Genomic DNA, 24592 nt, shown 5'->3' on the forward strand with positions numbered 1-24592 from the left:
GATAAATATGGATAGATTTGATTTTCAAAAAGAATTTGTAGAGTTGATGGATAAAGCTATATCTAATCTTCCACCTACTGAATTTGATACATTTGTAAAAAGAGTAGAGGAAGAATTAAAAGAATATAAAGATCTATAATTTTTAAACAGTAATTATATTACAAAAAAAATGGAGGAATAAAAATGGTTAATTATTCAGTAAAAACATTTGAAGATGATGGACTTTATAATTTGGAATTAAAAATAGAAGCGTGGTTATATGAGAATAAGGATATAAAAATAACCAATATATCACATTCAACTCATAAAGCAGGGTATTCAACATATTATACAGCTATTGTTTTATATGAAAAATAATAATTCTCAATTCAATAAAAGGAGATAAGATGATATATATAACAGATGAACAATATGAGATTGGAATTAAAAACGGAATAAAAAAGTTTACAATTTACTCAAGAGTTTACCATTATGGATGGGATATAGAGAAAGCTATAACAACTCCACCAATAAAAAGAGAATGTAAGGCAAGGAAATATCCTAAAAAATATACAGATTTAGCATTAGAAAATGGGATATGTTTAATAACTTTCTATGCTAGGGTAAGAAAAGGTTGGAGTTTGGAAGATGCAGCAACGGTAAAACTATTAACAAATAGAAAAACTGGGGGTAAAAAATATGCTAGTAGTAACATATAAGGAATTAAATAAAGATGGAGTAGTACATTTACCTTTCAGAGTAGAAGGTGGTATGTCTAGTGCTAAGAAATTAGCAGATAGATTATATAAAGAAGGTTACTATAATGTGAAAGTAGTAGAGATAGAAGAAAAGGTATTGTATATACCAGGAGGTAAGTAGATGGATAAAAAGGAGTTTAAAGAAACAGAAGAAAAAATTAAAAGATATTATCAAAGAGAGAAGAAGATAAAATCAATAGAAAAAACTATTAAGATATTAGATGAACAAATAGATAAAATAGAGAAGGATTTAAGGAATTGTAATTTTAATATAGATCCAGAAGAAAGTATGTCATCATCTTTTGAAGAAAGAGTACAAACATCTGGAAGTGGAATAAGTTATGCAGAAAGAGAAATAATGAGAGTTACAGAAATGAAAATAAGAAGAGTAACTGAAAAGAAACTTGAAAGAGAAAAGCAAGAAGAAATACTTGATAATATAGAAAGAGATGTAAGTGAAATAGAAGATATAATAATTCAATTAAGTACAGAGCATAGAAACATTTTAGAAATGAAGTATAAGAAGAAATACAATGAATACAAAATAGCTGATGAGGTCCATTTAAGCCAAAGCCAAGTTAATAAAAAAATAAAACAAGCTATAAGAATAATAGGAGAGTGGAATAGGTGGAATAATTTTGGAATAAAACTCGAATAAATTAAGCATTAAAATATGATTTAATTATATTGTGAAGAAATTGGACAGGATTTTTTCATTGTTTGGCATCCTCCTGTATGAATAGGAGGCACCTGGCTTAAAGCTGGGTGCAACATGGAGATATAGTTCAATGGTAGAACAATAGGCTGTTAACCTATATATGTAAGTTCGATTCTTACTATCTCCGCCATAAGCTAACTATGACTTTTATACTAGCGTAGGTTAAGGTATAAAACGAGTGAAGCAAGAAATAATCTATCGACAGGCGGTAAGACCTCACCTACAGGCACATAGTCGGATAGATTTGGTTATTAACCATATAACCTCTCGTAAATTCCCAATACCCTTTTATACCATGAAAGCACTTAGCATAATAAATGTTAGGTGCTTTACATTTTTTACAGAAGATTGTAAAATTATAGGGGAGGGGGGTGAAAATATGAGAGTAACAAAAGTAATGAATGCGAGTTTATTAAGAGTTATAAAAGAATATGGAACTATAAAATATAGTGATTTAAGGAAGATATATATAACACCTGACCCACCAGGAATTATTTCGGCACATAATGCATGCTTTGATAGTGATTTACGAGTTCTTAAGGAAGAAGGAGAAATAACTATTGAAGATGGGGTAATAAAATATATCCAAAGATAGAAGTAAAGAGCTCTAGAAATAGGGTTCTTTTCATTTTATTATATACCCTTACCTTACTAAATATTGAAAAAAATCTAATTATAATATAAAATTGTAAAAGTAAGGGAGGTGTATAAAATGGGTTTTTTTAATAATGTACAAAAATCAACATCAGTTAGTATTTATGAAAGTCAAATAAAACCAATACTAAAAGAAAAAGATGGATATACTCATATAGTTATGGTGAATAGTTTTAGTAAATGGTTAAATCAAAACTTTGGATGTGAAGATAAATATACAACTCAAATAGATGAAATATTAACTGCTATGCAAATGGATGGATACGAGATAATAGATGTTAAGTTTAATAGTATTCAAGGACAAGGGATAACAAAGCAAATGGAAGGTTATCACACATTAATAACATATAAGTAAGAACTCTATTACTAGAGTTCTTTTTTTATTTATGAGGGAATATAGTATATGGCTAAAGAATTTAGTAAGAGTTTCTATAAGAGCAAGGCTTGGAAGGAAACTAGAAGATATGTATATATAAGAGATAAAGGATTATGTCAAGATTGTTTGAGTAAAGGAATAATAACTCCAGGTAAGGAAGTTCATCATATAGAGCATCTAACACCAGATAATATGAATGATACTAATGTTACGTTAGGAGAAAATAATTTAAGATTATTATGTAAAGAATGTCATCATAAAAGACATGATAAAAAAGAATCTGTAGAAAAAGGATTAGCTTTCAATGAATATGGAGAATTAATAAAATTATAAGCCCCCTTAAAAATATATTTTAGATTTCTTGGGAGACCGAGGTGAGGACATTCAGATAATACACAAGTATTTTCACAGTACCCCCTCCCCTAAAAAGTATCTATTTTTGAAAGAAGGTGAAAGTAAATGGAGAAAGATAAAAGGATTAAGAAAGAAGAAAATAGACTTAAAAAGATTTATAAAAATATAGAAGATAAAAAGAAAGAAACAGTTATAGGGTTAATCCAAAGGTTAGCTTATTTACGAGTAACCTTAGAAGATTTTGAAAAAGACCTAGATCAAAATGGTTTTGTGGAATTGTTTCAGCAAGGAGAAAAACAGGCTCCATATGAAAGGAAAAGACCAGTAGCTGATTTATATAACACTATGAATACTTCATATCAAAAAGGATTAAAACAATTAACAGATTTACTGCCAAAAACAATAGAAGATAAAAAAGAAGATGATGATGGTTTTAATGAATTTATATATGGACGTGAGGATGTATGATAAAATATCCAGATGATTATAATCCTATATTAGAATATTGGAATCAAATTGAAAATAAAGAAATAGTAGTTTGTAATAAACTCTACAGGACTTATAAAAAAGTTATTAATGACTTAAATAATCCTGGAGAGTTTTTTTATTCTCATAAGAGAGGGAATCATATAATTGAATTTATTGAAAATTTCTGTAGACATTCTAAAGGTAAAATGGGTGGTAAACCGGTTATTTTAGAATTATGGGAAAAAGCCATGTTAGCTACTATTTTTGGGTTTATAAACATAGAAGGTATTAGAAAATATCAATTCGCGGAATTGATAATAGCAAAGAAAAATGGGAAATCATTATTATCTTCATGCGTTGGATTATATCTACAAGTTGGAGATGGAGAAGCGGGTCCGGAAGTGTATAGTGTAGCCACTAAAAAGGATCAAGCTAAAATTATATGGCAGGAATCTAAAAGGATGGTTAAGAAGTCACCAACTTTAAGAAAAAGAATTAAAACATTAGTTTCTGAAATGGATAGTGAATTTAATGATGGGGTTTTTAAACCATTAGCGAGTGATAGCGATAGTTTAGATGGTTTAAATGTTCATGGAGCATTAATGGACGAAATACATCAATGGAAAAATGGTAAAGCTTTATATGATATTATAGCTGATGGTGTTACTGCTAGAGAACAACCTTTAATTTTTGTAACTACTACTGCAGGTACAATAAGAGAAGATATTTATGATATGAAATATGATGAAGCAGAAATGTTGATAAATGGATATGATGATGAAAATGGATATAAAGATGAAAGAAGTATTTATTTTATATATGAATTAGATAATAGGTCAGAATGGATAAAAGAAGAATGCTGGCAAAAAGCTAATCCGGGATTAGGAACAATAAAAAATTCTAGAACATTAAAGGAAAAAGTTGAAAAAGCTAAAAAGAATCCTTTATTAGTCAAGAATTTATTATGTAAAGAATTCAATATAAGAGAAACTTCTAGTGAAGCTTGGTTGAACTTTGAACAAATAAATAATATTAATACATTTGATATAGAAAAGTTAAAACCTAGATATGGAATAGGTGGAGCAGATTTATCAAGCACAACAGATTTAACTTGTGCAACTATAATATTTAAAGTTCCCAATGATGATACTATTTACGTTATGCAAATGTATTTTTTACCGGAAGATTTATTAGAAAAAAGAGTTCAAGAAGATAAAATTCCTTATGATATTTGGAGGGATTTAGGTTTGCTAAGAACAACCCCGGGGAATAGAGTTGATAAAACTTTTGTTACGGAATGGTTTTTAGAAATTCAAAATGAATATGATATATACATTTATAGTGGTGGTTATGATGCGTGGAGTGCTGAATATTGGGTTCAAGAAATGAAAGGTATTTTCGGAAAAGAAACTTGGGAACCTGTATATCAAGGTAAGAAAACTTTGAGTGGTCCTATGAAAGCGTTAGGAGCAGATTTAGAAAAGAAAGTTATTAATTATAATAATAACCCTATTCTTAAGTGGTGTTTAACTAATACCGCAGTAGATTTTGATAAAAATGATAATATACAACCTATAAAAACATCTAATCAACGGAGAAGAATAGATGGGTTAGCATCACTTTTAAATGCATATGTTCAACTAGAAAGAGTTTACGAAGGATATATGTCTGTAATATAGAAAGGGGGTGAAAAAATGGGGATAATAAGTAGGTTTTTCAATAGAAGTATTCCTAAAACAAGATTTGAAATGATAGAAGATAGAGGTAATGGGTTTTATGCTTGGAATGGAAGTATTTATAAAAGTGATGTAGTTAGAGCTTGTATAAGACCGAAGGTTAAAGCTATAGGGAAATTAATACCACAACATATAAGGAATAACAGTATGGAGGGATTTAAAGTTAATCCAGAACCGTATATAAGATTTTTATATGAAGAACCTAATCCGTATATGTCAGGGCAAGTATTTAGAGAAAAAATGGCTACTCAATTGGCTTTAAATAATAATGCATTTGCTTTATTAGTAAGAGATGAAAATGGCTATCCTATGGAAATGTATAATATTCCATGTGTTGGAGTTGAAGCTATCTATAATTCGTATGGTGAGTTATTTTTGAAGTTTACTAATAGAAATGGTGTAGTAGTAACTTATCCATATACAGATATAATTCATTTAAGACAAGATATAAATGAGAATGATATATTTGGAGATAGTCCTAGAGAAGCTTTATTACCATTAATGGATATAGTAAGCACTACAGACCAAGGCATAGTTAAAGCTATAAAAAATAGCGGAATAATAAAATGGTTATTAAAATTTAATACCAATATGAGAAAAGAAGATATAAAATCTCAAACAGATGATTTTACTGAAACTTTTTTAAATATAGAAAATAGTGGGGGAGCAGCTGGAATAGATAGTAAAGCAGATGCTATACAAATAGATCCAAAAGATTATGTTCCAAATGCAGCAGTAATAGATAGAACAACTCAAAGAATTTACTCTTTCTTTAATACAAATGAAAAGATAGTTCAAAGTAAATATAATGAAGATGAATGGAATTCTTACTATGAAAGTGAAATAGAACCTTTAGCTATGCAATGGAGTAATGAAGATACTAGAAAGTTGTTCACTAGAAGAGAAAGAGGATATGGTAATAAAATAATTTATTCAGCTAATAATCTTCAATATGCTTCTATGTCAACTAAATTAGGATTACAAGCTATGGTAGATAGAGGGGCAATGACACCAAATGAGTGGAGGGAAGTTTTAAATTTACCGCCAGTTGCAGATGGTGATAAACCTTTAAGAAGATTAGATACTATAGCTATTGGGGAAGGAGGTGAAGAAGAATAATGGTTTATATTGATGTAAAAGGTGAAGTAGTTCAAAGTGGAAATGAATGGCTTTATGATTGGTATGGAATCCAAGCAACATCACCTAAACAAGTAACAAGAGCTTTAAAAAATGCTAATGGTCAACCAGTAACTATTAAAATAAATAGTGGTGGCGGTGATGTATTTGCAGGATGTGAAATATATAATGAATTGAAAAGTTACAGTGGAGAAGTAACAATAGAAATACATGGTTTATGTGCAAGCATAGCAAGTGTTATAGCTATGGCAGGCAAGTGTAAAATGTCTCCTTTAGCTGAAATAATGATACATAATGTATCTACATCAACAAGTGGAGATTATAGAGATATGGAGCATACTGTAGAAATATTAAAGAAAGCTAATAAAACTATAGCTAATGCTTATATATTAAAAACTGGAATGTCAGAAGAGGAAGCATATAATCTTATGGATAAAGAAACTTGGCTTACTGCTGATGAAGCTTTAGAAATGGGGTTAATAGATGAAATAATGTATTCTGATGATAAAGTAGACAAAAGTTTACTTAATTCATTAAAAAATAATGCTATTACTTTTTGTAATAGCATAGGGAAGTTAGATAATAACTTATTAGCAAAATTTAAAAACTATGAACCTAGAGAAAATCATCCAGTTCAAAGTAATAAGGATGATTTTTTATTTTTAGAAAAAAAAATATTACAAAATGAAATAAATAAAAAGAGGTGTAGATAATGAAAACAAAAATGAATAAAGAACAACAAGCAAAATATGATCAACTATTAAAGGATTCTCAAGAATTGCTTGATGCAAATGATACAAAAGGAGTTAAGGAAAAATTAAAAGAAATTGAAAAATTTGAAAATGAGTGTGATGAAATAAATACACTCCAAGCAAATATTAACTCACTAAAAGACAAAAATACAGTTAGTCCAAAAGCACCAGTAAATAGAGAGGAAAATAAAATAGGAGAAATAGTTGGAGAAGATTTTTCTAATACAACTGAATATAGAAAAGCATTTATGAATTATGTAACAAAGGGTATATCAATACCTGGAGAATTTAAAAATGCAGCAGGACCAACAAAAACTACAGATGTAGGGGAAATGATACCTGAAACAGTATTATCAAAAATAATTGAGAAGATGGAAGCTACAGGAATGATACTTCCTTTAGTTACTAGAACATCTTATAAAGGTGGATTAACTATTCCTACTTCAACTGTAAAACCAACTGCAACTTGGGTAGCTGAAGGAGCAACATCAGATAAGCAAAAGAAAACTACTGGATCAATAACATTTGCTTATCATAAATTAAGATGTGCTATATCGAATTCATTAGAAGTAGATACTATGGCTTTACCGGTATTTGAAACTACTTTTATAAATAATGTAGTTGAAGCTATGACTAAAGCTTTAGAATTAGCTATTATAAGTGGTAGTGGTTCTGGACAACCAAAAGGAATATTAAAAGAAGATGTTGTAGAAGGTCAAAATGTTGATGTTGCAGCAACTGGAAAGTTAGAATATCAAACTTTAATAAAAGCAGAATCAGTATTACCGTTAGCTTATGAAAATGGAGCAGTATGGTTTATGACTAAAAAGACATTTATGTCATTTGTAGGAATGGTTGATACAAATGGACAACCTATTGCAAGAGTAAATTATGGAATCAACGGACAGGCTGATAGAAGTTTATTAGGAAGAAGAGTAGTATTAAATGACTATATGGATTCATATGCTGATACTGTTGAAGCAGATAAAATAATAGCATTCTTATTTAATCCTTCTGACTACGTACTTAATACAAATTTAAATATGACTATAAAGAGATATGAAGATAATGATACTGATGATCTAGTAACTAAAGCTTTAATGTTAGCTGATGGTAAAGTTGTAGACAAAAATTCATTAGTAACTATAACTAAAAAAAACGCTTAATTAAAGCTAAATTATATTCAAAAATAGATTATTCGAATAATACGGTTGCTGAACTTAAGCAAATAGCAAAAGAAAATAATGTTATTGGATATTCTAGTATGAATAAAACTCAACTTATTGAAGCACTTAGAAGTATATAAGTGCTTTTATTTGAGGTGAATTATATGATAGATAAAGTAAAATTAAGTTTAAGAATAAAAAATTCAAAATTGGACGATGAAATAAATGATTTAATAGAAGCTTGTAAGATAGATTTATCTATAAGTGGAGTAAGGAAAGTAGAGTTAACAGATCCTATAATTCAAAGAGCTATTATATTATATTGTAAAGCGAATTTTGGATTAGATAATAAAGATGGTGAAAAATATCAAAAGTCATATGATTTACTTAAACAAAGTCTAAGTTTATGTGGTGATTATAATGTGGTGTGATATTTTAGAACTAGCAACTTTATCAGTTATAGCTAATGATAATGGTGTAGAAGATAAAACTTTTATAACTAGAGAAGTTTTTTGTAATGAGAAATCAGTAACTACAAATGAATACTATCAATCTAGTCAAAATGGAAATGAAATAAAGATAATATTTGAAGTAAAACAAATTGATTATGAAAAAGAACAATATATAATTTATGAGAATGAAACTTATAAAGTTGTAAGAACTTATAAAACTAATTCAGAAGATATAGAATTACATTGTGCTTTGAAAGAAGGATTAGTATGAGTGTTGAATTGGATTTTTCAGATATAGATAAACTTCAAGAAAGATTAAAAGATATGGGAAGAAAAGGCGCTACTTTAGAAAATAAAGCTTTAATAGCTGGAGCAGAAGTAATCAATAAAGAATTATTAAAAAATGCACCAATAAGAACAGGTAAATCTAAAAAGTTTTTAAAGGTATCAAAAGTTAGTAAAGAAAAAGGTATTAAAGTTGTTAAAGTTGGAGTTAGTAAGGAAGATAATTCTGAAGCTTTCTATTTAAAGTTTTATGAATATGGAACTTCAAGAGGACAACCAGCAAGACCTTTTATGAGACCTGCATTTGAAAGAAAAAGAAAAGAAGCATTAGAAGTTACACATAAAGTTTTAAAGGAGGGGTTAGAACTTTGAGTATAAATAAATTAATCATAGATACACTAAGACCTTTAGGTTTGGATGTGCGCTATAGAGTGTATAGTGGTTCTAATTCAACTTATATTACTTTTTTTGAACTAAACAATATGGATGATGATTATTCAGATGGTGAAAATGAAACGGAGGTACATTCATTACAAATAGATCTATGGTCTAAGAATGATGTAACTCAATTAAAAAAAAATATTAAACAAGCACTTAAAAGTAAATTTGAAGATGTTACGTATCAAGATTTATATGAGAATGATACAAAAATATTTCATATTGCTTTTAGGTGCTATTTTTATGAAGAAAAGGAGAGTGAATTAATTGACTAGAATAAAAGGAGCTAAGAATTTTCATTTAGCTGAAATTACAAGTAACACAAGTGAATCATATGCAGCTGGAAGTCCTGAAAAGGCAGAAAGATTAATTTCTATTGAAATAGAAACAAAGTCAGATTCAGAAGATGTTTATTCAGATGATGAAGTTGAAGAAACAGTTTATGGAACTGTAGAAAGAACAGGAAAGGTAACTTTAAACTACTTAACTCCAGAAACAAAACTAAAGATGTTCGGAGGAGAAATAGATAAAGATGGTGTTTATTTCCCACCAGGAGAGGTAGAAGTTAAACATCATGCTTTAGGTTTTCAAATGCCTACAACTGGTGGAAAAAATAAATATGCTTGGTACTATGATGTTGTTTTTGAATATCCTAATGAAAAGGCAGAAACAGCGGAAGGGAAACCTAAAATACAAAGTGTAGAAATTCCATTTAAATGTTATAAAAATAAACAATTAAATACTCATGTAGCTGAATTAGATATGAATGGGAAAACTGCCAATAAAGAAAAAGAGAAAAAGTGGTTTACAGAAGTGCCTACAACAAAAGCACAAAGTCCAACAGCAGCAGGATAATACTTGACTAGGGTAGAAAACCCTAGTCTTTTATTTTAGTAAAATGAGGTGAAATGATGAGAGTAAGAGATTTAAAAACTATTTTAGTACCTTTAGAATTAAGTGGTAGAACATTCAATATCGCATTTGATTTTAACTGTATGTGTGAATTAGATGAAGTTTATGGAGATTTTGATATAGCTATAAAAGCTATAGATTCTGGAAAAGGAAGATTAAAAGCTATAAGAGCATTAATTTATTCAGCAATCAAACCAAGATATGAAGATATAACATTGTTAGAAGTTGGGGATTTACTTACAGATGTTATGAGAGATACAAAGAAAGCGGAATATCTAATGCAACAAATAGATAAAGCATTAACTTTATCTATGCCAGATAAAGAAGAAGTGGGGGAATAGATGCCACAAACAATGAAGAGGAATATAAAACTTTTGATTGGGAGTGGCTTTATTATATGGCAACTATAGAACTTAGAATGAGCGAGGAAGAATTTTGGAATTGTACTCATAGAAAACTTCAATCTTTATTAAAAGTTCATTACAAAATACATAATCAAGAAGTAAATAAAGAGGAAGTTTATGGAGATACGATTTCTCTTTAAGGAGGTGATATTTTGGCAGTAGATGAATTGGTTATTAAATGGTCTATGGATAGTCAAGAATTTGATAAAGGTATAACAAGTATGAATAGATCTATGAATTTATTAAAAAGTGAATTTGGTGCAACTTCCAATAAATTAAAACAATTTGGAAGTGAAACTGACCAATTAAAAAACAAACAAGAATATCTAAATAAGGCTATGGAAATTCAAAAGGCTAAAATAGATACTTTAAAAAAATCTTATGATAATCAAGTTAAAGCTACTGGAGAAAATTCTAAAGAAGCAGAAAACTTAGCTATAAAGTTAAATAATCAAATTAAATATTATAATAATTTAGAAAATGAATTAGATAAGACTAACGCTGAATTAGAGTTACAATCTAATAAGTGGAATAAAGTATCTAAGAATTTAGAATCTGTAGGTAGTAAGGTTAAGGATTTAGGTGGGAAAATATCAAGTATTGGAGGAAGTTTTAGTACAAAAATAACAGCACCTTTAACTGCTGCATTTGCACTTTTAACTAAAGGAACTCAAGAGTTGAGAATGGATATGTCTAAATTAGAAGCTAATGTAAATAGTGCAGGATTAAGCATAGAAGAAACTAGCAAACAGTTTACTTATTTAAGCGCAATAACAGGAGAAACCGATAGTAGTATTGAAGCTTTATCTAATTTATTAAATTCAGGGCTTACTCAAACTCAAATGCAACAAGCGGTAGATAATTTAAGTGGTGCTATTGTTAAATTTCCAGATACTTTAAAAATAGAAAGTTTAGCGGATAGTTTACAGGAAACTTTAGCAACTGGTGAAGCAACAGGTCAATATGGGGAATTATTAGAAAGATTAGGAGTAAATTTAGATGATTTTAACCTAGGACTTCAAGAAGCTACTGTAAACGGAACAGCTCAACAATATGCGTTAGATATTTTAGCTAAAAATGGACTTGCAAACTTAAATGAAGAATATCAGAAAAATAATGAACAAATGATTAAAAATGCTCAATCTCAAGAAGAATTAAAAAATAAAGTTGCTGAATTAGGTGAAAAATTAACGCCTATTTTAACAACAATTACTGAACTAACCTCTAAAGTAGTTGGAACTTTTAACAATTTAGATAGTGAAACTCAAAAAAATATAATAACTATAGGACTATTTTTAGCAGCAGTAGGGCCTGTAATATCTGTGATAGGAGGAATTGTTTCTATAGTTGGTACAGCTATAACAGTATTTAGCACTATAAGCGGAGCAATAGCAGTAGTAACTACAGGAGCAGCAGCGGCAACTCCTGCAATTGGAGCTTTGGCAACTGCTTTCACTATTTTAACAGGACCAATAGGGTTAGTAATAGCAGCAATAACAGCAGTAATTGCTATAGGGGTTTTACTTTGGCAAAATTGGGATGTAATAAAGGAGAAGGCTACACAACTAGGTAATTGGTTAGGGGAGAAATGGCAAGGCATAAAAGATAAAACATCGGAATCATGGAATTCTATAAAAGATAAAACATCACAAGTTTGGGGGAATATTAAGTCTAAAATAGAGGAAAATGGCGGAGGTATAAAAGGAATTATAGGAACTTACTGTGAAGTATACAAAACTGGATGGAGTACCGCTTTTAATGCGATGGATTCTGCAACAGGTGGTGCTTTAGGAAGGATGAAAACAACTGTAAGCAATGGGCTAGGCTCTATAAAAAACTTTTTTTCGAATTTGAGTTTACCAGAAATAAAACTACCTCATATTAAACTACCTCATTTTAGTTTAAGTGGATCATTCAGTTTGAAACCTCCTAGTGTCCCTAAATTGAATGTAGATTGGTACCATACAGGAGCTATTTTCACAAAACCTACAATATTAGGGGGAATAGGTGTAGGAGATGCTTATAAAGGAACTGGATCAAACGCAGAAGCGGTAATTCCTTTAGATAGTATGTATCAAAATGTTAGGAATATAGTAAGGGAGGAACAAACCACTCAACCTATTTATGTTGTAGTTAATGTTGCTAATAATATGGATAACAAAGCTATTGGTAAAGCGGTTACAAGTGAAGTAAAAAAAGAAATAACAAGAGGTACTACTAATTATAGAAAAGGGAAAGGAGGTCTAACTTTTGGCTAAATATTTTGTTTTATATAATAATAACACTAACTTAGATGTTAATTTATTAGTAGCTAGTAGACCTTCTAAACCTGCTCCAGAAATGGAATATGAAGAAGTAAAAGTTCCTGGTGGAAAGACTTTATATAGAGAAAAAGGATATAAAGATATTCCAATTAAAGTTCCTTTTAATTTTTTATCTAAGAAATCTTCTGATTGGAATAAAGACTTTAGAGTAATAAAACAATGGTTATTAAGTGAAGTGAATAATAAATTGAAGTTTAGTGATGATTTAGAAGTTTATTATAAAGTTAATAAAGTTACTATTGATACTCCAGAAAGAATTATGAAACAATTAGGAAAATTTGATGTTACATTTACTTGTGAACCTTATGTTTATATAGATGAAGAAGAAATAGAATTAAGTACAACTTTATATAATAATTATTTAGTTTGTAAGCCTATTTATAGAATTGTAGGGGAAGGTTATTTAACTCTTAATATAAACAATAAAGTTATTAAAGCTAATGTAGGACAAGAATTAATAATAGATACTGATAAAGGCTTATGTTATAGAGAAGGAATAATTAATAATGTAGCTTTAGAAGGAAAATATGAAGATATGTATTTATTAGAGGGTGAAAATACTTTTAGTTGGACAAATGGATTTAAAATTTATATCTTGCCTAATTGGAGGTGCTTATAATGATAGAAATATATTTAAAAAGTAATACCAATTATAAAGGTAATGGGAATATAACATTAAATCCTACTTCTTGTATTTATAAAGATAGTGAAAAAGAATTGACTTTAGAACATTTTTTAGATGAAGAAGGTAGATGGAAATACATTGAATATGAAAATGTAATTGCAGCAGAAGAGAATGGAAAGAAAAAACTTTATAGAATTTATAATGTAGTTAGGTCTTTGTATAGTGTAACAGCTTATGCAAGACCTATTTTTTATGACTTAGCAGATAAAGTTTTGCTGGATGTAAGACCTACAAATAAGTTAGGAGAAGAAGCTTTAAATATAATTTTGCAGGATACACCATTTACAGGACATAGTAATTTAACTACGGTAAGCACTTCATATTATATCAGAAAAAATATAGTAGAAGCTTTACTTAGCGATGATGAAAACTCTTTCTTAAACAGATGGGGTGGAGAATTTTATTGTGAAAACTTTGATGTTTATATCAATGATAGAATAGGCTCTGATAATGGGGTAAGAGTTGAATTTGGGTATAATCTAAATGAAATAGAAGAAGATATAAATATTGAAAATGTAGTTACTAGGATAATACCAGTTGGATTTAATGGAATTATGTTAGAAGGAATTACCCCTTGGGTAGACAGTCCTTTAATAAATAAATATACTCAACCTAAAATGAGAGTTATTGAATTTTCAGATATAAAAGTAAAAGAAAATTCAGATGATGAAGAAGGATTTAACACTATAGAAGAAGCTAGAGAAGAATTAATTAAACAATGTAATTTGCTTTATGAAAATGGAATTGATAAACCTGCAGTAAATTATAAAATTGATATGATTAATTTAGCAAATACTACGGAGTATAAGAATTTTAAAATGCTTGTAAATGTAAATAAGGGTGATACAGTAACTTGTTATATTCCTCATTTGGCTATAGATGTTAAAGCAAGAGTTATTGACTATGAAAGAGACTTAATAACAGGAGAATATATTTCTATAGAATTAGGGAATGCAGTAGATAATTTTTTTAATGAGCAGGCTGATATACAAGCAACTGTAAATAAGATAACTAACAGTAATGGAACTGTTAATGCAGGAGAAATACAAGGCGTTATTAATGCTATTCAAACTCAATTTAAAGCACTTAAAGATATAGCTCAACCACAAGATGTTAGAGCTATGCTTTTTGAAGATAAAGTAGAAGGAAGTCCCACTTTTGGGTGTCTCTGTATCGGTACATCTGGATTTGAAATAGCAAGTAGTTTTAAACCAGGGACTACAGAATGGGATTTTAGAACTTTTGGTACTGGACAAGGTTTTATAGCAGATTGCATAATAGCTGGAATTCTAATGAGTAGAAATGGAGTTAGTTGGTTAAATCTTGATAATGGAACATTTGATTTTGCAAATGGAAATCTTGCTTTTGATGGAATAGATTTAACATTTATAGGAAAGATGATAAATATTTTAAATGGATATGGCGTTCAATTAGATCGTGGGGGATTAAGTCTTACTACAAGCGGAGAAAATGTAGGAGGATTAAGAGCATCTTATCTACCTTCTGATACAAATATAAACGGTGTTACACTAACTAATCTAAAAAATGGTGACTATGTAGAAATAACAACAACTGAAAGTGAAAATTTCGATGGAACTGTAAGTTATAGCCCTAAGCTAAGAATTACTAGAATAGAACATGAAAACATGAAAAACTTTAAAGGAATACAACTTTTAGAGAATGTTTTATTGATAAGTGGTAAGAAATTTTGGTTAGAAAGTAATGATACCGATAAAAATAACTGGCATGAAGTCTATAACTCTACAAGTGGTCATTTGTGTGTGTTTGGAGATAATGGAGTAATATTAGGCTATAAAAATGGTTCTGAAAAGATTAAGGTTATTGAAATAGATGAAACTGTAAGCAATGGGATACAGGCATTTCTATATAAAAGTTTAAACTTAACTAATAATAAAATTACAGGGGTTAGTGATATTTTTGTAGGTGATAATACTGGTCGATATATGAATGAAGGTTGGTGTGGAACTATTCAAAAAATAGCTAAAAGAGTATCTAACTTAAATGTAAGTTATGAGAGTGGATGGTACGCTTTTGGTAGTGGAACAAATGGAGCACCTTGCAATTATGGAGTTATGCTTAATATAAAATGGGGGAATGCAGATATAGCGGATGGAGCACAATTAGTAATAGAAATAGGAACAGGAAGACTATTTACTAGAGCAACTACCAATAATGGGGCTAATTGGAGTGCTTGGGTAGAAAAATAGGAGGTATTTATGCAAAAGATATTTATAAATAAAGAAACAAATATGGTAGAGCAAATCTTAAAAATTGAATCTGAAAATGAATTACCTGATAACTATTTTCCTACTTGCTACGCTGCATTAGATATAGAAAATAATATAAATGGCTACAACTTAAGATATGATTTAGAAACTAAAGAATTTGAAGTAGTTGATGGAATTCCCGCTAAAGATGAAATTATAATAGAAAAAGTTCCTGGTATAGAGGATTATAATGATTTGAAAAAAGAGAATGAAGAATTGAAAAATAGATTAGATAAATTAGAAAATCTTATAACAAGATCTATAAGTGAGGTGAAAATAGATGGCAAGTAAAATATTAGTTAATTTAGATACATCTAAAGAAATTTTTATTAATTCTAAATGTAAACAGAATGATGATTTAATTTTAGAAGCTAATATTTATGAAAATGGGTTAGCTAAAGATCTAACTAATTGTTCTATATCTATACAAGCCTTAAAGGCAGATAAGACTTATATAATACAGAATACAGATATATCTAAAGAAAAAAATAAGTTTATAGCTAATTTAGTAAAAGATTTTACAAGAGTAGCTGGGAAAACAGAAATAGAGGTAGTTTTAACAGAAAGTAGTAAGCAGAATACTACTTTTTCTTTTTATATAGAAGTTGTAGGAAGTGTAATTAAAGGAGCAGTAGAAAGTTCTAATACAGTTACTATACTAGAAAATCTACAAGATAAAATAGAAGAAGCAGGGCAAGTTAAAGCAGAAACCGAACAATTAATAGAAAAAGGTGGTGCTGCTACTAAGGGAGATATAGCAGAAGTTAATTCGCATTTGGAACAAATTGATGACAAGAGTTCACAAGCTTTAGGAAAAGCTGCAAATCCACTTGGAGCATTACGTGAAGCTGGATATAAAGTTGAAAAGCAAGATTTATCTGAGGAAGTGTTGAATTTTATTAGTGGTGGAACTATTACTGATGCCAAGGGGTTAGAAAATAATAGAGGAATAGATTATCCATTGAAAGCAGTTACAAGGAATAATGAAATAACACAGATAAATGAGATTTTAAAAAAGGCTATATTAGATGTAAAAGTAATTGGAGCTAAAAAAGGTAAGATTTATCGAATACAATATATAGGAAATGGAACTACAGCATGGGGAGATCCATACTATGGAATTATTGTTTACGAACATGATAAAGTAAGCTTTTCAAGTGATAGCAATGCTAGTATAAAAGCTATAATTAGCAGGATAGGTAATTATAAAGAGAAGCCAAATGGAATAGTAACTTGGATATTTAGAAATGATATAGAAGATATAACAGTAAATATAACAATAGATTTTTCTGTACTAACTGCAGATAGATATAATTTAGATGATAAAACTCTTGGTTATTCATCTATAATAGATGAAAGTTGTTATGTTATGACAAATGGAGAAGTAATAAATTCTATTTTTATTAATAAAGGTAAAGAGTATCCATTTAAAACAGTTGATAGAAATGGTGAATTTTTACCACTTAAAGATGAAGTAAAAATGGGTATTTTAGATGTAAAAGTTATAAATGCTAAAAAAGATAAATATTATAAAATTGACTGGATAGGAAATGGAACTACTGCTTGGGGAGAGCCAGAGTATGCTATATACTTACAAGAAATTAGTAAGGACTTTTCAAATATTGTGCAAGTTTTTAGTAGATATAATGCTCATTTAGATGCACCAACTGATACAATATGTACAAGAATAATAACTGCACCTAAAACAGATATAGTACTATCAATAACTATAGATTATAATGAATTAAAATCTGAAAGTTATACCATGAATAGTACAAATTCATATGGATATAGCACTATAATAGATGAGAGTTGTTATATTTATAAAACGGATAATGATGTAGATAAAACAAAGATGACTTTAAGTAAAAAAGGAGATAATTATTTTATAAAGTCACCTTATGATGATGAAAAAAATATAGTTTGGAAGTTCAGTAGTCTGGGTATAAACGAAGTTTTGCATCCGACAGCAATATATTTTCAACCTATAGATAGTGTTGAGTTTTATGACTTGGAGTTGTTTCAAGCTATAAGTACAGATTGGATTAGTCCATATAATTTTAGTGCAAAAAATAATACTGTGAATACTTCTATGATAACCACAGGTGGAAACCATGGTACTAATAGTGGGGCAGGTTTTAGAACTGCATATCCAGAATTTAAAAAATGTTATATAGATAATAACGAAATAGTGGATGATGGTGTATATTCTAATATAGATTGTATCGTATTAGAAGCTAAAACAAATGTAGCTAGTTCTAATGTTATTAATTTAGAAACAGGGGAAGGTTTTAGGGGGGTTATAACTGAATTTTTAACATATACAATAACTCCTAGAACTATAAGGGCAATGGTGACTATTTTATGTAACGAAGATGTTGTATTTAGAACATACGCAGGGCCACAAATAAGCGGACTTGCAAACCCATATAAAAATATTTCTTTTGGTGGAGATTTAAACCCAACAATCATTACAGAATTCCCTAATACTTATAGAACAGGAACAAAATCAGATGGAGCAAAAGTAGATAGGTTTGTATGCGAACATGATAATGGTTATGTTGTAGCATATAAAGAAAAAGAAGTTGATATAAATGATTTAAGGTATTTTGATGATGATACTGGAATAGGACATGTAAGTGGTTCTAAGGCATACTTAAAGAACTTTGAAAATAAACGAACAGATTTCAATCAAGGTGATACTTTCTCCTATAACTGTATTTATAGTTTTAATAAAAAATACGAGTGTGAAGGTAGTATGAGAGCTTATAAAGTTGATGATATTTATATAGCTGACTTTGATAAAAGTAGTTCAAATACTTTCTTTAAAATTGATAAAGAAGATATAAATAAAAAAGTTGAGGTAATAGATTCTAGTAATGTAAGTATAGATAATTATTCATCTAGCTTGGGAGTCAAATTAACTGCTGCTGATAAAGGGTGGATTAAATTTAGGTTAATTTAGAATAGAATAATGAGAATTTCAAGAGTAGTGAAAGCTAGTCTTTTTTTATTGCTTAAATTTATCTTTGATTACTTAAGCGAAGAAATCTAAAAATTTACAGTTTGAAATAAAAAAATACCAGCTAGGCAAAAACAGTATGTAATATCCTAGCCGGTAAAATAATAGTTAACTCCAATAAAGATATTAGTTTAAAGACAAGTATTATGTCAATAAAGAGCTTACAGATGTAGGCTCTTTTTTATATAAAAATAAGAAAGAAGGTAAAAGAAAATGCAAAATGTATTAAACTATTTTAAATACTTAGTTGCGGGGGGAGGAACGTTGCTGACATGGTTATTAGGTACATGGGATACTGCAATAATAGTGTTAATTTTATTTATGCTCTTCGATTATGTTACAGGACTTTTAAGAGCTTATATTAATAAAGAGGTTAGCTCTGATGTAGGACTTAAAGGGATAGCTAGAAAAGCTGTGATTTTTATAGTTCTTATTGTAGCTGTACTTTTAGATAGACTATTGAATACTGGTAGTTGGGTATTTAGAACATTGATTTGTTATTTCTATATAGCAAATGAAGGTATAAGCTTATTAGAAAATTGTGCTGGATTAGGGTTACCTATACCAGATAAATTAAAAGATGCATTAGCACAATTAAAAGATGGCGAAAAGAAGGAAATTAAGGAGCAGGAGTAATCTTGCTTCTTTTTTATATTAAAAATAAATTAATGAAAGGATGATAATATGAAAATAGCAGTAAGAGGAGGACACAACTTCCAAGCAAAGGGAGCAAGTGCCTTAATAGACGAAACAACAGAAGATAGAAAAGTCAAAGATAGTGTTGTTAAATATTTACAACAACTAGGTCATAGTGTTTTAGATGTTACACCAGGAAATATGGATAGTGATAGTGATCTTGTTTATGGGGTAAGCAGAGCAAATAACTGGGGAGCAGATTTATTTATATCTATTCATTTTAATAAAGCCTATAATTCCTATAATGGAGCAATAGGAACTGAAACATGGGTATATTCAAAAACTGATAATTTTAATGATGAAGTTTACGCTCAAAGAATAGTAGATTCAATATCTGGTTTAGGATTTAAAAATAGAGGAGTTAAAGAGAGCCAAGTTTTATATGAGTTAAAAAATACTAAAATGCCAGCAGTAATTGTAGAAGTATGTTTTGTAGAAGCTACAGAAGATGTTGCTTTATATAAAAAGTTAGGTCCAGATAAGATAGGTCAAGTTATAGCAGAAGCTATTAGTAATAAAAAAATAAATAATGTAGTAGAGGAGAGAAAATACGATATGAAATATTTAGTATGTTATTGTAACCAAGTAGATAAGAGAGCAGCAGAGTATTTAGCTGATTATTTACAATGTCCGTGCATAGATGCAACATTACCTTTTAATTATGATGGAGTAGCAGAAAATATAATTGCAGTAGGTGGAGATAATCCTAATAAAGGTGTAAATGGTCAAGTTGGGTTTAGTGGATATACTACTAAATGTATAGCTGGAAATGATAGATATGATACTGTAAAAGAAGTATTAAAGTTTATAGGTAAGTTATAGTGTTAAGCCTAGTAGGTAGGGAATATCCTTACTTGCTAGGCTTTTTTGTTATGTTGAATATTGGTAAGTTTTGTCGAAAATATTGCATATAAAATTGGTAAGAAATTATAATTAAAATTGTAAAAAGGAGGTGGGGAAGATGGATAGAGTGTATGCAGTTGTAAAAAATGATTTTGAAAATAAGCACGTAAAAGAAGAAAGAATTGACATTTCATTTTCAGAAGAAAAATATGAAGAATTAAGAGAAATAGCTATAGAAGTTGATTGTTCAATTTATGAAGTTATAGAGTGTATTGTAGATCATAATCTATTAGATGATATAGATAAGGAAAACTTTAAAGAAATTGTAATCAATGCTTATTATAGCGATGTTTTTATTTAAATTATTTAAGTTTGGTAAGTAAGGGTAAAAGTAGACAAACTTACCAAAAATATTGTAAAATAAAAGAAAAAGAACTCGAATCTGACTACCAATCAACACGAGTTCTAATCATCAAATATATTCTAGTAAATTTACTTCTATTATAGCATATATTTGATGAAATATAAATATAATAGGAGGATTTTATGAATTTATATGATTTTTATGAAGAAGCAAGTAGGTTAAATGAAAATATAAAAGTATTTGAAAATGAAATTTTTAGCTTACAGGAGATTATAAGTAGTGATATTTCTTTTGTAGAAGATATTTCGAAATTTGTATTAAATAATAATATAACAGGAAGTGATACCCCAGCTTACAATGCCTCAAGGGAAGTTAAAATTAAAATAAAATCTTATCATAAACTTTTAAGGAGAGAATTAAGGAATATAGATTTTACAGATAGAATATTTGAAATATCTAATTTGCATAGAAATTATAAATTGATTAATGTAGATAAATTTACTCAATCATATTTAATAATGTGCAAACAAATAAATTTATTTTTACGAAATATAGATGAAAATTTATTAGCAGATTTATATTCAGAAACAATTAGTGCCATAAGTGAAGCTATAAGTGAATATGAAAATATGAAATTTAATATAGAATCAATTTTTAAAATTAGTACTACATTAAATGTAGTGAATAATGATAAATCATTAAAAATAAGACTTTTAAAAGAGGATAATTCTTTAGATAAATTAATTGAAAATATGACAACTATTAATAATATATATAATATAGTTAATAGTATAGTTGGAGATGGAAAAGAGAAATTAGAATTTAGAAGAGTAGAATCTGGTACATTCTTAGCAGATCTTATAGGAAATGTAGACACATTAGTAGTAATGCTACCATTATTAACATTTACGTATAAGATTTATTCAGAACAATTTAGTCCTAAAGCTAAGTTAGAAATAGAAGCTAAAAAACTAGAGAATAAAGATAAAAAAATTGAATTAATTTCTAAAGAAATAAAAGCTAGAGGAGAATATATTCGTTTAATTAAAGAAGTAATTCCTGATAATAAAATTGATTTTTCTAATCAAGATATACAAAATAAATTATTAAATTTAGAAGTTAATTTAAAAAAATTATATGCTGATAATCCATGTATAGATATTAATAATAAAGAATATGGAGTTTCTTCTTTAAAAGATAATGTTATTCCAATAAAATTTTTAGATACAGTAGATTCAGATAAGGAAGATTAGTTTTTTATAAGGAGGTGATATCTTATGTTTATATTAAGAATAAAACTAACAAGAATAGGTGTTATAATTTTTAAAAAGCTTAATTTTTTACCTCTATCTATAAAAAATAAAATTGCAGAATTTCTTGAGAATCAAACTAAATATATAACAAAAGAAATGATTAAAAGAAAATATATATAAAAACAAAGCACTTGGATAACACCAGGTGCTTTTAAATATAAAAACAGTAAAAAAACTGTACAAAATTTATTGACTACCAGTATAAGGATAAATTATAATTAAATAGTAATATTAAATAAAACCCAAGTTCCCGTACATAAAGTACAGAGCTAAAACACCATAATTAAACATAAAAATAACACCTAGTTAATTATAGCTAGGTGTTATTTTTGGTGATTATAAAATATTAATTGTTATTTTAATTCTAGACAGTAAAATTATTTTTTATACATAAAAAGGAAAATAATTATTAAAATAAAATGAGTGTCGAAAAAAATAATAATATTAGAACGTTTGTCGAAAAACTTGAATGTAAAAGTGAAATATTTTATTATTCAAAATGAAAAAATTATGTTTTAGGGGGAGTACTTCTATGAAGAAAATGAAACAATGCAAAGTTTGTTCAAAAGAAATAGCTGTTGATGCTAAGAGATGTCCTGAGTGTGGAGGTAAAAATAAGAAACCTATATATAAAAGAGCTTGGTTTATAATAATCGCAATTTTTATAGTTATTGCAGCTGCTTCAGGAGGGAATGATAACAAAGAAAATGGAAGTTCTGAAGAGTTGGCAAATAATGCAACAGTAGAAACTACAAAAGATAATAGTACTGAAGTGAAAGAGGATACTACACAAAAAGAGGAAAGTGTCCCAACAGAATATAAGTCTGCATTAAAGAAAGCAAAGATATATAGTGATACTATGTATATGTCTAAGGCGGGAATATATGAGCAACTAACATCAGAATTTGGAGAGAAATTCACTCCAGAAGCTGCACAATATGCAATAGACAATTTAGTTGCTGATTGGAATAAAAATGCATTAGAAAAAGCAAAAACATATCAAGATACTATGGCTATGTCTCCAAGTGCAATATATGACCAATTAATATCAGAATATGGAGAAAAGTTTACTCCAGAAGAAGCACAATATGCTATAGATAATTTAGAGTAATAATTAAAAACTATTTTAAATTAAAAAAAAAGAGCACTTAGAGTAATGTCTAGGTGCCTTTATTTTGATTACAGTATTTTATATAGTGTTTCTTGATATATTTAAGGAGTTATATTTTAAACATATATTGCTAATAAATATACTAAATAAAATTGTGGTTATACATATATGAGATTAAAGTTTTAAATATATAAATTAAACTATAACTAATAAGAGTGTTCTATATATAAAATATAGATATTATAATTTATCAATATAAATAATCAAGTGGAATATTTAATGCCTTACATATCTTTTCTTTATTTTCTTTAGATATATTACGCCCAGATTCATATTTACATATACAAGAATAACTAACTCCTGTTTTAACTGCAAGCTCTCTTTGAGTAAGACCATGAATCATTCGAACTTTATAAATCTTATCTTTTAGACTATCCTCGGGTAGATTATAATATATACTAGATTGAGTATTTTCAAATGTTTTGAATATCTCTTTATATGTTGTCTTTTTATTCTCATAGAACATGCAAAGCTTATGACTACTTATTATCCATTAAAAAAATTAAGAAAAATTAAGGGCTTAGAATCAGCAAAATATGTTGATCCTTATGCAGGAAGTAAAGGAAATTCTATAAGATATTTATCGGTTGCTCCAAGAACTAATGATTTAAAAGTTCAAGGAGTTGATAATCTTTTTTGTGCTGGTGAAAAATCAGGACTATTTGTTGGGCATACAGAAGCTATTGCAACTGGAGCACTAGCTGGGCATAATGCTGTGAGATTAGCTATGGGGATACCTTTATTAATATTACCTTCATCCATTGCTATAGGTGATATAATTTCTTATGCAAATGAAAAGGCAGCTACTAGAGAAGGTAGAAAAGATAGATATACATTTGCTGGAGCTGAATATTTTAAGAGAATGAAAGATTTAGGATTATATACTATAGATAAGACAGAAATTAAGGAGAGAATTAAAAAAGTTAATTTAAATGATGTTTTTAGTCAAAAACTTATATAAAAAAAGAGATAAACATTATATTCCTTGCTCCGTCGCATGCGCTCCAAGTCAACCTCATACAAAGTTTATCTCTTTGCAAACTGAAGGAAGGAAATTATAAAACTCTAATTCTTACACTATGAATTTTACTACTCTTATAAAATTATCTCACCTTGTCCATAGATAGAATTTCCTAAAGAATAAAATGAGGGCTGTATTTTTGACAGCCCTCTATATATTAATACTTATAAATCTTAAATAATATACTCGTAAATAAGTATTAATAAATTATAAAAGTAGAATATTATTAATATTAATGTTAAAATAATATATATGTATATATAAAGGAGTTAATAT

At 28.4% G+C, this 24592-nt stretch carries 33 protein-coding genes, 1 tRNA gene and 1 pseudogene; 34 read left to right on the plus strand and 1 reads right to left on the minus strand.

Features of this window, described 5'->3' with window-relative positions; translation table 11 throughout:
* The first annotated feature begins 7 nt into the window (after positions 1 to 7).
* The 33 genes from H9660_RS16460 (at position 8) to H9660_RS05395 (ending at position 23235) form a co-directional block, all read left to right on the plus strand.
* On the plus strand, positions 8 to 139 hold the full coding sequence (locus H9660_RS16460; protein ID WP_279289574.1) for a hypothetical protein: 132 nt from the start codon (positions 8 to 10) through the stop codon (positions 137 to 139).
* Positions 140 to 183: 44 nt separating this feature from the next.
* Complete coding sequence (locus tag H9660_RS05240; protein WP_191749247.1) at positions 184 to 357, plus strand: DUF2536 family protein; 174 nt, start codon at positions 184 to 186, stop codon at positions 355 to 357.
* 29 nt (positions 358 to 386) lie between these two features.
* Positions 387 to 698, plus strand: coding sequence for a hypothetical protein (locus H9660_RS05245; RefSeq protein WP_191749249.1), 312 nt, complete (start codon positions 387 to 389; stop codon positions 696 to 698).
* A complete protein-coding gene (locus tag H9660_RS05250; RefSeq protein WP_191749251.1) occupies positions 679 to 858 on the plus strand; it encodes a hypothetical protein in 180 nt (59 codons plus the stop codon). The genes H9660_RS05245 and H9660_RS05250 overlap by 20 nt, the downstream gene beginning before the upstream one ends.
* Positions 859 to 1395: a hypothetical protein gene (locus tag H9660_RS05255; RefSeq protein WP_191749253.1), complete on the plus strand. Its 537-nt coding sequence runs from the start codon at positions 859 to 861 to the stop codon at positions 1393 to 1395.
* A 116-nt stretch (positions 1396 to 1511) separates the two neighbouring features.
* Positions 1512 to 1585 (plus strand) — tRNA-Asn (locus H9660_RS05260).
* Between the two features lie 249 nt (positions 1586 to 1834).
* A complete protein-coding gene (locus tag H9660_RS05265) occupies positions 1835 to 2050 on the plus strand; it encodes a hypothetical protein (RefSeq protein ID WP_191749255.1) in 216 nt (71 codons plus the stop codon).
* Positions 2051 to 2167: 117 nt separating this feature from the next.
* On the plus strand, positions 2168 to 2464 hold the full coding sequence (locus H9660_RS05270; RefSeq protein ID WP_191749258.1) for a hypothetical protein: 297 nt from the start codon (positions 2168 to 2170) through the stop codon (positions 2462 to 2464).
* 48 nt (positions 2465 to 2512) lie between these two features.
* The gene (locus tag H9660_RS05275) at positions 2513 to 2818 is read left to right on the plus strand and encodes an HNH endonuclease (protein WP_191749260.1); all 306 of its coding nucleotides are present in this window, start codon (positions 2513 to 2515) and stop codon (positions 2816 to 2818) included.
* A 126-nt stretch (positions 2819 to 2944) separates the two neighbouring features.
* Positions 2945 to 3307, plus strand: a complete 363-nt coding sequence (locus H9660_RS05280) for a hypothetical protein (RefSeq protein WP_191749261.1) — start codon at positions 2945 to 2947, stop codon at positions 3305 to 3307.
* A complete protein-coding gene (locus H9660_RS05285) occupies positions 3304 to 4986 on the plus strand; it encodes a terminase large subunit (protein ID WP_191749263.1) in 1683 nt (560 codons plus the stop codon). The genes H9660_RS05280 and H9660_RS05285 overlap by 4 nt, the downstream gene beginning before the upstream one ends.
* A gap of 15 nt (positions 4987 to 5001) precedes the next feature.
* Positions 5002 to 6162, plus strand: a complete 1161-nt coding sequence (locus H9660_RS05290; RefSeq protein ID WP_191749265.1) for a phage portal protein — start codon at positions 5002 to 5004, stop codon at positions 6160 to 6162.
* Entirely contained in the window at positions 6162 to 6893 is a 732-nt protein-coding gene (locus tag H9660_RS05295) for a head maturation protease, ClpP-related (RefSeq protein ID WP_191749267.1), read from the plus strand. The genes H9660_RS05290 and H9660_RS05295 overlap by 1 nt, the downstream gene beginning before the upstream one ends.
* Entirely contained in the window at positions 6893 to 8098 is a 1206-nt protein-coding gene (locus H9660_RS05300) for a phage major capsid protein (RefSeq protein ID WP_243190602.1), read from the plus strand. The genes H9660_RS05295 and H9660_RS05300 overlap by 1 nt, the downstream gene beginning before the upstream one ends.
* 23 nt (positions 8099 to 8121) lie before the next feature.
* Positions 8122 to 8238: a Rho termination factor N-terminal domain-containing protein gene (locus H9660_RS16660; RefSeq protein ID WP_423739001.1), complete on the plus strand. Its 117-nt coding sequence runs from the start codon at positions 8122 to 8124 to the stop codon at positions 8236 to 8238.
* 24 nt (positions 8239 to 8262) lie between these two features.
* The gene (locus H9660_RS05310; RefSeq protein WP_191749269.1) at positions 8263 to 8529 is read left to right on the plus strand and encodes a head-tail connector protein; all 267 of its coding nucleotides are present in this window, start codon (positions 8263 to 8265) and stop codon (positions 8527 to 8529) included.
* Positions 8519 to 8821: a phage head closure protein gene (locus H9660_RS05315; RefSeq protein ID WP_191749271.1), complete on the plus strand. Its 303-nt coding sequence runs from the start codon at positions 8519 to 8521 to the stop codon at positions 8819 to 8821. The genes H9660_RS05310 and H9660_RS05315 overlap by 11 nt, the downstream gene beginning before the upstream one ends.
* Entirely contained in the window at positions 8818 to 9207 is a 390-nt protein-coding gene (locus H9660_RS05320; RefSeq protein WP_191749273.1) for an HK97-gp10 family putative phage morphogenesis protein, read from the plus strand. Before H9660_RS05315 ends, H9660_RS05320 begins: the two co-directional genes overlap by 4 nt.
* Positions 9204 to 9548, plus strand: coding sequence for a tail completion protein gp17 (gp17, locus tag H9660_RS05325; protein ID WP_191749275.1), 345 nt, complete (start codon positions 9204 to 9206; stop codon positions 9546 to 9548). Before H9660_RS05320 ends, gp17 begins: the two co-directional genes overlap by 4 nt.
* A complete protein-coding gene (locus H9660_RS05330) occupies positions 9541 to 10128 on the plus strand; it encodes a major tail protein (protein WP_191749277.1) in 588 nt (195 codons plus the stop codon). The genes gp17 and H9660_RS05330 overlap by 8 nt, the downstream gene beginning before the upstream one ends.
* 53 nt (positions 10129 to 10181) lie before the next feature.
* Positions 10182 to 10526 carry a hypothetical protein gene (locus H9660_RS05335; RefSeq protein ID WP_191749279.1) on the plus strand — a complete coding sequence of 115 codons (345 nt, stop codon included), beginning with the start codon at positions 10182 to 10184 and terminating at the stop codon, positions 10524 to 10526.
* A gap of 56 nt (positions 10527 to 10582) precedes the next feature.
* A complete protein-coding gene (locus tag H9660_RS05340; protein ID WP_191749281.1) occupies positions 10583 to 10729 on the plus strand; it encodes a hypothetical protein in 147 nt (48 codons plus the stop codon).
* 12 nt (positions 10730 to 10741) lie between these two features.
* Positions 10742 to 12847: a phage tail tape measure protein gene (locus H9660_RS05345; protein ID WP_191749283.1), complete on the plus strand. Its 2106-nt coding sequence runs from the start codon at positions 10742 to 10744 to the stop codon at positions 12845 to 12847.
* Positions 12840 to 13532 (plus strand): distal tail protein Dit, encoded by a 693-nt coding sequence (locus H9660_RS05350; RefSeq protein WP_191749285.1) that lies wholly within the window; start codon positions 12840 to 12842, stop codon positions 13530 to 13532. The genes H9660_RS05345 and H9660_RS05350 overlap by 8 nt, the downstream gene beginning before the upstream one ends.
* Entirely contained in the window at positions 13532 to 15826 is a 2295-nt protein-coding gene (locus tag H9660_RS05355; RefSeq protein WP_191749287.1) for a phage tail spike protein, read from the plus strand. Before H9660_RS05350 ends, H9660_RS05355 begins: the two co-directional genes overlap by 1 nt.
* A gap of 9 nt (positions 15827 to 15835) precedes the next feature.
* The gene (locus tag H9660_RS05360) at positions 15836 to 16177 is read left to right on the plus strand and encodes a hypothetical protein (protein ID WP_191749289.1); all 342 of its coding nucleotides are present in this window, start codon (positions 15836 to 15838) and stop codon (positions 16175 to 16177) included.
* A complete protein-coding gene (locus H9660_RS05365) occupies positions 16167 to 18851 on the plus strand; it encodes a BppU family phage baseplate upper protein (protein WP_191749291.1) in 2685 nt (894 codons plus the stop codon). The genes H9660_RS05360 and H9660_RS05365 overlap by 11 nt, the downstream gene beginning before the upstream one ends.
* Positions 18852 to 19121: 270 nt before the next feature.
* Positions 19122 to 19544 carry a phage holin family protein gene (locus H9660_RS05370; RefSeq protein WP_191749293.1) on the plus strand — a complete coding sequence of 141 codons (423 nt, stop codon included), beginning with the start codon at positions 19122 to 19124 and terminating at the stop codon, positions 19542 to 19544.
* Between the two features lie 48 nt (positions 19545 to 19592).
* A complete protein-coding gene (locus H9660_RS05375) occupies positions 19593 to 20426 on the plus strand; it encodes an N-acetylmuramoyl-L-alanine amidase (protein ID WP_191749295.1) in 834 nt (277 codons plus the stop codon).
* Positions 20427 to 20565: 139 nt separating this feature from the next.
* Positions 20566 to 20808, plus strand: coding sequence for a hypothetical protein (locus tag H9660_RS05380; protein ID WP_191749298.1), 243 nt, complete (start codon positions 20566 to 20568; stop codon positions 20806 to 20808).
* A gap of 185 nt (positions 20809 to 20993) precedes the next feature.
* Entirely contained in the window at positions 20994 to 22064 is a 1071-nt protein-coding gene (locus H9660_RS05385; protein WP_191749301.1) for a hypothetical protein, read from the plus strand.
* A gap of 24 nt (positions 22065 to 22088) precedes the next feature.
* Entirely contained in the window at positions 22089 to 22244 is a 156-nt protein-coding gene (locus H9660_RS05390) for a hypothetical protein (protein WP_191749303.1), read from the plus strand.
* Between the two features lie 412 nt (positions 22245 to 22656).
* Positions 22657 to 23235 carry an Ltp family lipoprotein gene (locus H9660_RS05395; RefSeq protein WP_191749304.1) on the plus strand — a complete coding sequence of 193 codons (579 nt, stop codon included), beginning with the start codon at positions 22657 to 22659 and terminating at the stop codon, positions 23233 to 23235.
* Between the two features lie 250 nt (positions 23236 to 23485).
* Here H9660_RS05395 and H9660_RS05400 read toward each other — a convergent pair whose 3' ends face one another.
* Positions 23486 to 23761 carry a helix-turn-helix domain-containing protein gene (locus H9660_RS05400; protein ID WP_191749306.1) on the minus strand — a complete coding sequence of 92 codons (276 nt, stop codon included), beginning with the start codon at positions 23759 to 23761 and terminating at the stop codon, positions 23486 to 23488.
* Here H9660_RS05400 and H9660_RS05405 point away from each other — a divergent pair.
* Positions 23759 to 24256: pseudogene (locus H9660_RS05405) on the plus strand (FAD-dependent oxidoreductase); the annotation flags it as partial. The gene H9660_RS05400 and the pseudogene H9660_RS05405 overlap by 3 nt on opposite strands.
* Positions 24257 to 24592 lie beyond the last annotated feature (336 nt).

The organism is Clostridium gallinarum (assembly GCF_014836325.1).
Taxonomy (GTDB): domain Bacteria; phylum Bacillota; class Clostridia; order Clostridiales; family Clostridiaceae; genus Clostridium; species Clostridium gallinarum.

Excerpts from the sequence above, each read along its gene's own strand:
- H9660_RS05360 (WP_191749289.1), top strand. The coding sequence starts at position 15,836 with ATGCAAAAGATATTTATAAATAAAGAAACAAATATGGTAGAGCAAATC.
- H9660_RS05245 (WP_191749249.1), top strand. The coding sequence starts at position 387 with ATGATATATATAACAGATGAACAATATGAGATTGGAATTAAAAACGGA.
- H9660_RS05365 (WP_191749291.1), top strand. The coding sequence starts at position 16,167 with ATGGCAAGTAAAATATTAGTTAATTTAGATACATCTAAAGAAATTTTT.
- H9660_RS05320 (WP_191749273.1), top strand. The coding sequence starts at position 8,818 with ATGAGTGTTGAATTGGATTTTTCAGATATAGATAAACTTCAAGAAAGA.
- H9660_RS05315 (WP_191749271.1), top strand. The coding sequence starts at position 8,519 with ATGTGGTGTGATATTTTAGAACTAGCAACTTTATCAGTTATAGCTAAT.
- H9660_RS05300 (WP_243190602.1), top strand. The coding sequence starts at position 6,893 with ATGAAAACAAAAATGAATAAAGAACAACAAGCAAAATATGATCAACTA.
- H9660_RS05290 (WP_191749265.1), top strand. The coding sequence starts at position 5,002 with ATGGGGATAATAAGTAGGTTTTTCAATAGAAGTATTCCTAAAACAAGA.
- H9660_RS05310 (WP_191749269.1), top strand. The coding sequence starts at position 8,263 with ATGATAGATAAAGTAAAATTAAGTTTAAGAATAAAAAATTCAAAATTG.
- H9660_RS05335 (WP_191749279.1), top strand. The coding sequence starts at position 10,182 with ATGATGAGAGTAAGAGATTTAAAAACTATTTTAGTACCTTTAGAATTA.
- H9660_RS05395 (WP_191749304.1), top strand. The coding sequence starts at position 22,657 with ATGAAGAAAATGAAACAATGCAAAGTTTGTTCAAAAGAAATAGCTGTT.
- H9660_RS05340 (WP_191749281.1), top strand. The coding sequence starts at position 10,583 with ATGGCAACTATAGAACTTAGAATGAGCGAGGAAGAATTTTGGAATTGT.
- H9660_RS05275 (WP_191749260.1), top strand. The coding sequence starts at position 2,513 with ATGGCTAAAGAATTTAGTAAGAGTTTCTATAAGAGCAAGGCTTGGAAG.
- H9660_RS05370 (WP_191749293.1), top strand. The coding sequence starts at position 19,122 with ATGCAAAATGTATTAAACTATTTTAAATACTTAGTTGCGGGGGGAGGA.
- H9660_RS05270 (WP_191749258.1), top strand. The coding sequence starts at position 2,168 with ATGGGTTTTTTTAATAATGTACAAAAATCAACATCAGTTAGTATTTAT.
- H9660_RS05355 (WP_191749287.1), top strand. The coding sequence starts at position 13,532 with ATGATAGAAATATATTTAAAAAGTAATACCAATTATAAAGGTAATGGG.
- H9660_RS05375 (WP_191749295.1), top strand. The coding sequence starts at position 19,593 with ATGAAAATAGCAGTAAGAGGAGGACACAACTTCCAAGCAAAGGGAGCA.
- H9660_RS05390 (WP_191749303.1), top strand. The coding sequence starts at position 22,089 with ATGTTTATATTAAGAATAAAACTAACAAGAATAGGTGTTATAATTTTT.
- H9660_RS05380 (WP_191749298.1), top strand. The coding sequence starts at position 20,566 with ATGGATAGAGTGTATGCAGTTGTAAAAAATGATTTTGAAAATAAGCAC.
- H9660_RS05280 (WP_191749261.1), top strand. The coding sequence starts at position 2,945 with ATGGAGAAAGATAAAAGGATTAAGAAAGAAGAAAATAGACTTAAAAAG.
- H9660_RS05240 (WP_191749247.1), top strand. The coding sequence starts at position 184 with ATGGTTAATTATTCAGTAAAAACATTTGAAGATGATGGACTTTATAAT.
- H9660_RS05295 (WP_191749267.1), top strand. The coding sequence starts at position 6,162 with ATGGTTTATATTGATGTAAAAGGTGAAGTAGTTCAAAGTGGAAATGAA.
- H9660_RS05400 (WP_191749306.1), bottom strand. The coding sequence starts at position 23,761 with ATGTTCTATGAGAATAAAAAGACAACATATAAAGAGATATTCAAAACA.
- H9660_RS05385 (WP_191749301.1), top strand. The coding sequence starts at position 20,994 with ATGAATTTATATGATTTTTATGAAGAAGCAAGTAGGTTAAATGAAAAT.
- H9660_RS05265 (WP_191749255.1), top strand. The coding sequence starts at position 1,835 with ATGAGAGTAACAAAAGTAATGAATGCGAGTTTATTAAGAGTTATAAAA.
- H9660_RS05285 (WP_191749263.1), top strand. The coding sequence starts at position 3,304 with ATGATAAAATATCCAGATGATTATAATCCTATATTAGAATATTGGAAT.
- H9660_RS05255 (WP_191749253.1), top strand. The coding sequence starts at position 859 with ATGGATAAAAAGGAGTTTAAAGAAACAGAAGAAAAAATTAAAAGATAT.
- H9660_RS16460 (WP_279289574.1), top strand. The coding sequence starts at position 8 with ATGGATAGATTTGATTTTCAAAAAGAATTTGTAGAGTTGATGGATAAA.
- H9660_RS05250 (WP_191749251.1), top strand. The coding sequence starts at position 679 with ATGCTAGTAGTAACATATAAGGAATTAAATAAAGATGGAGTAGTACAT.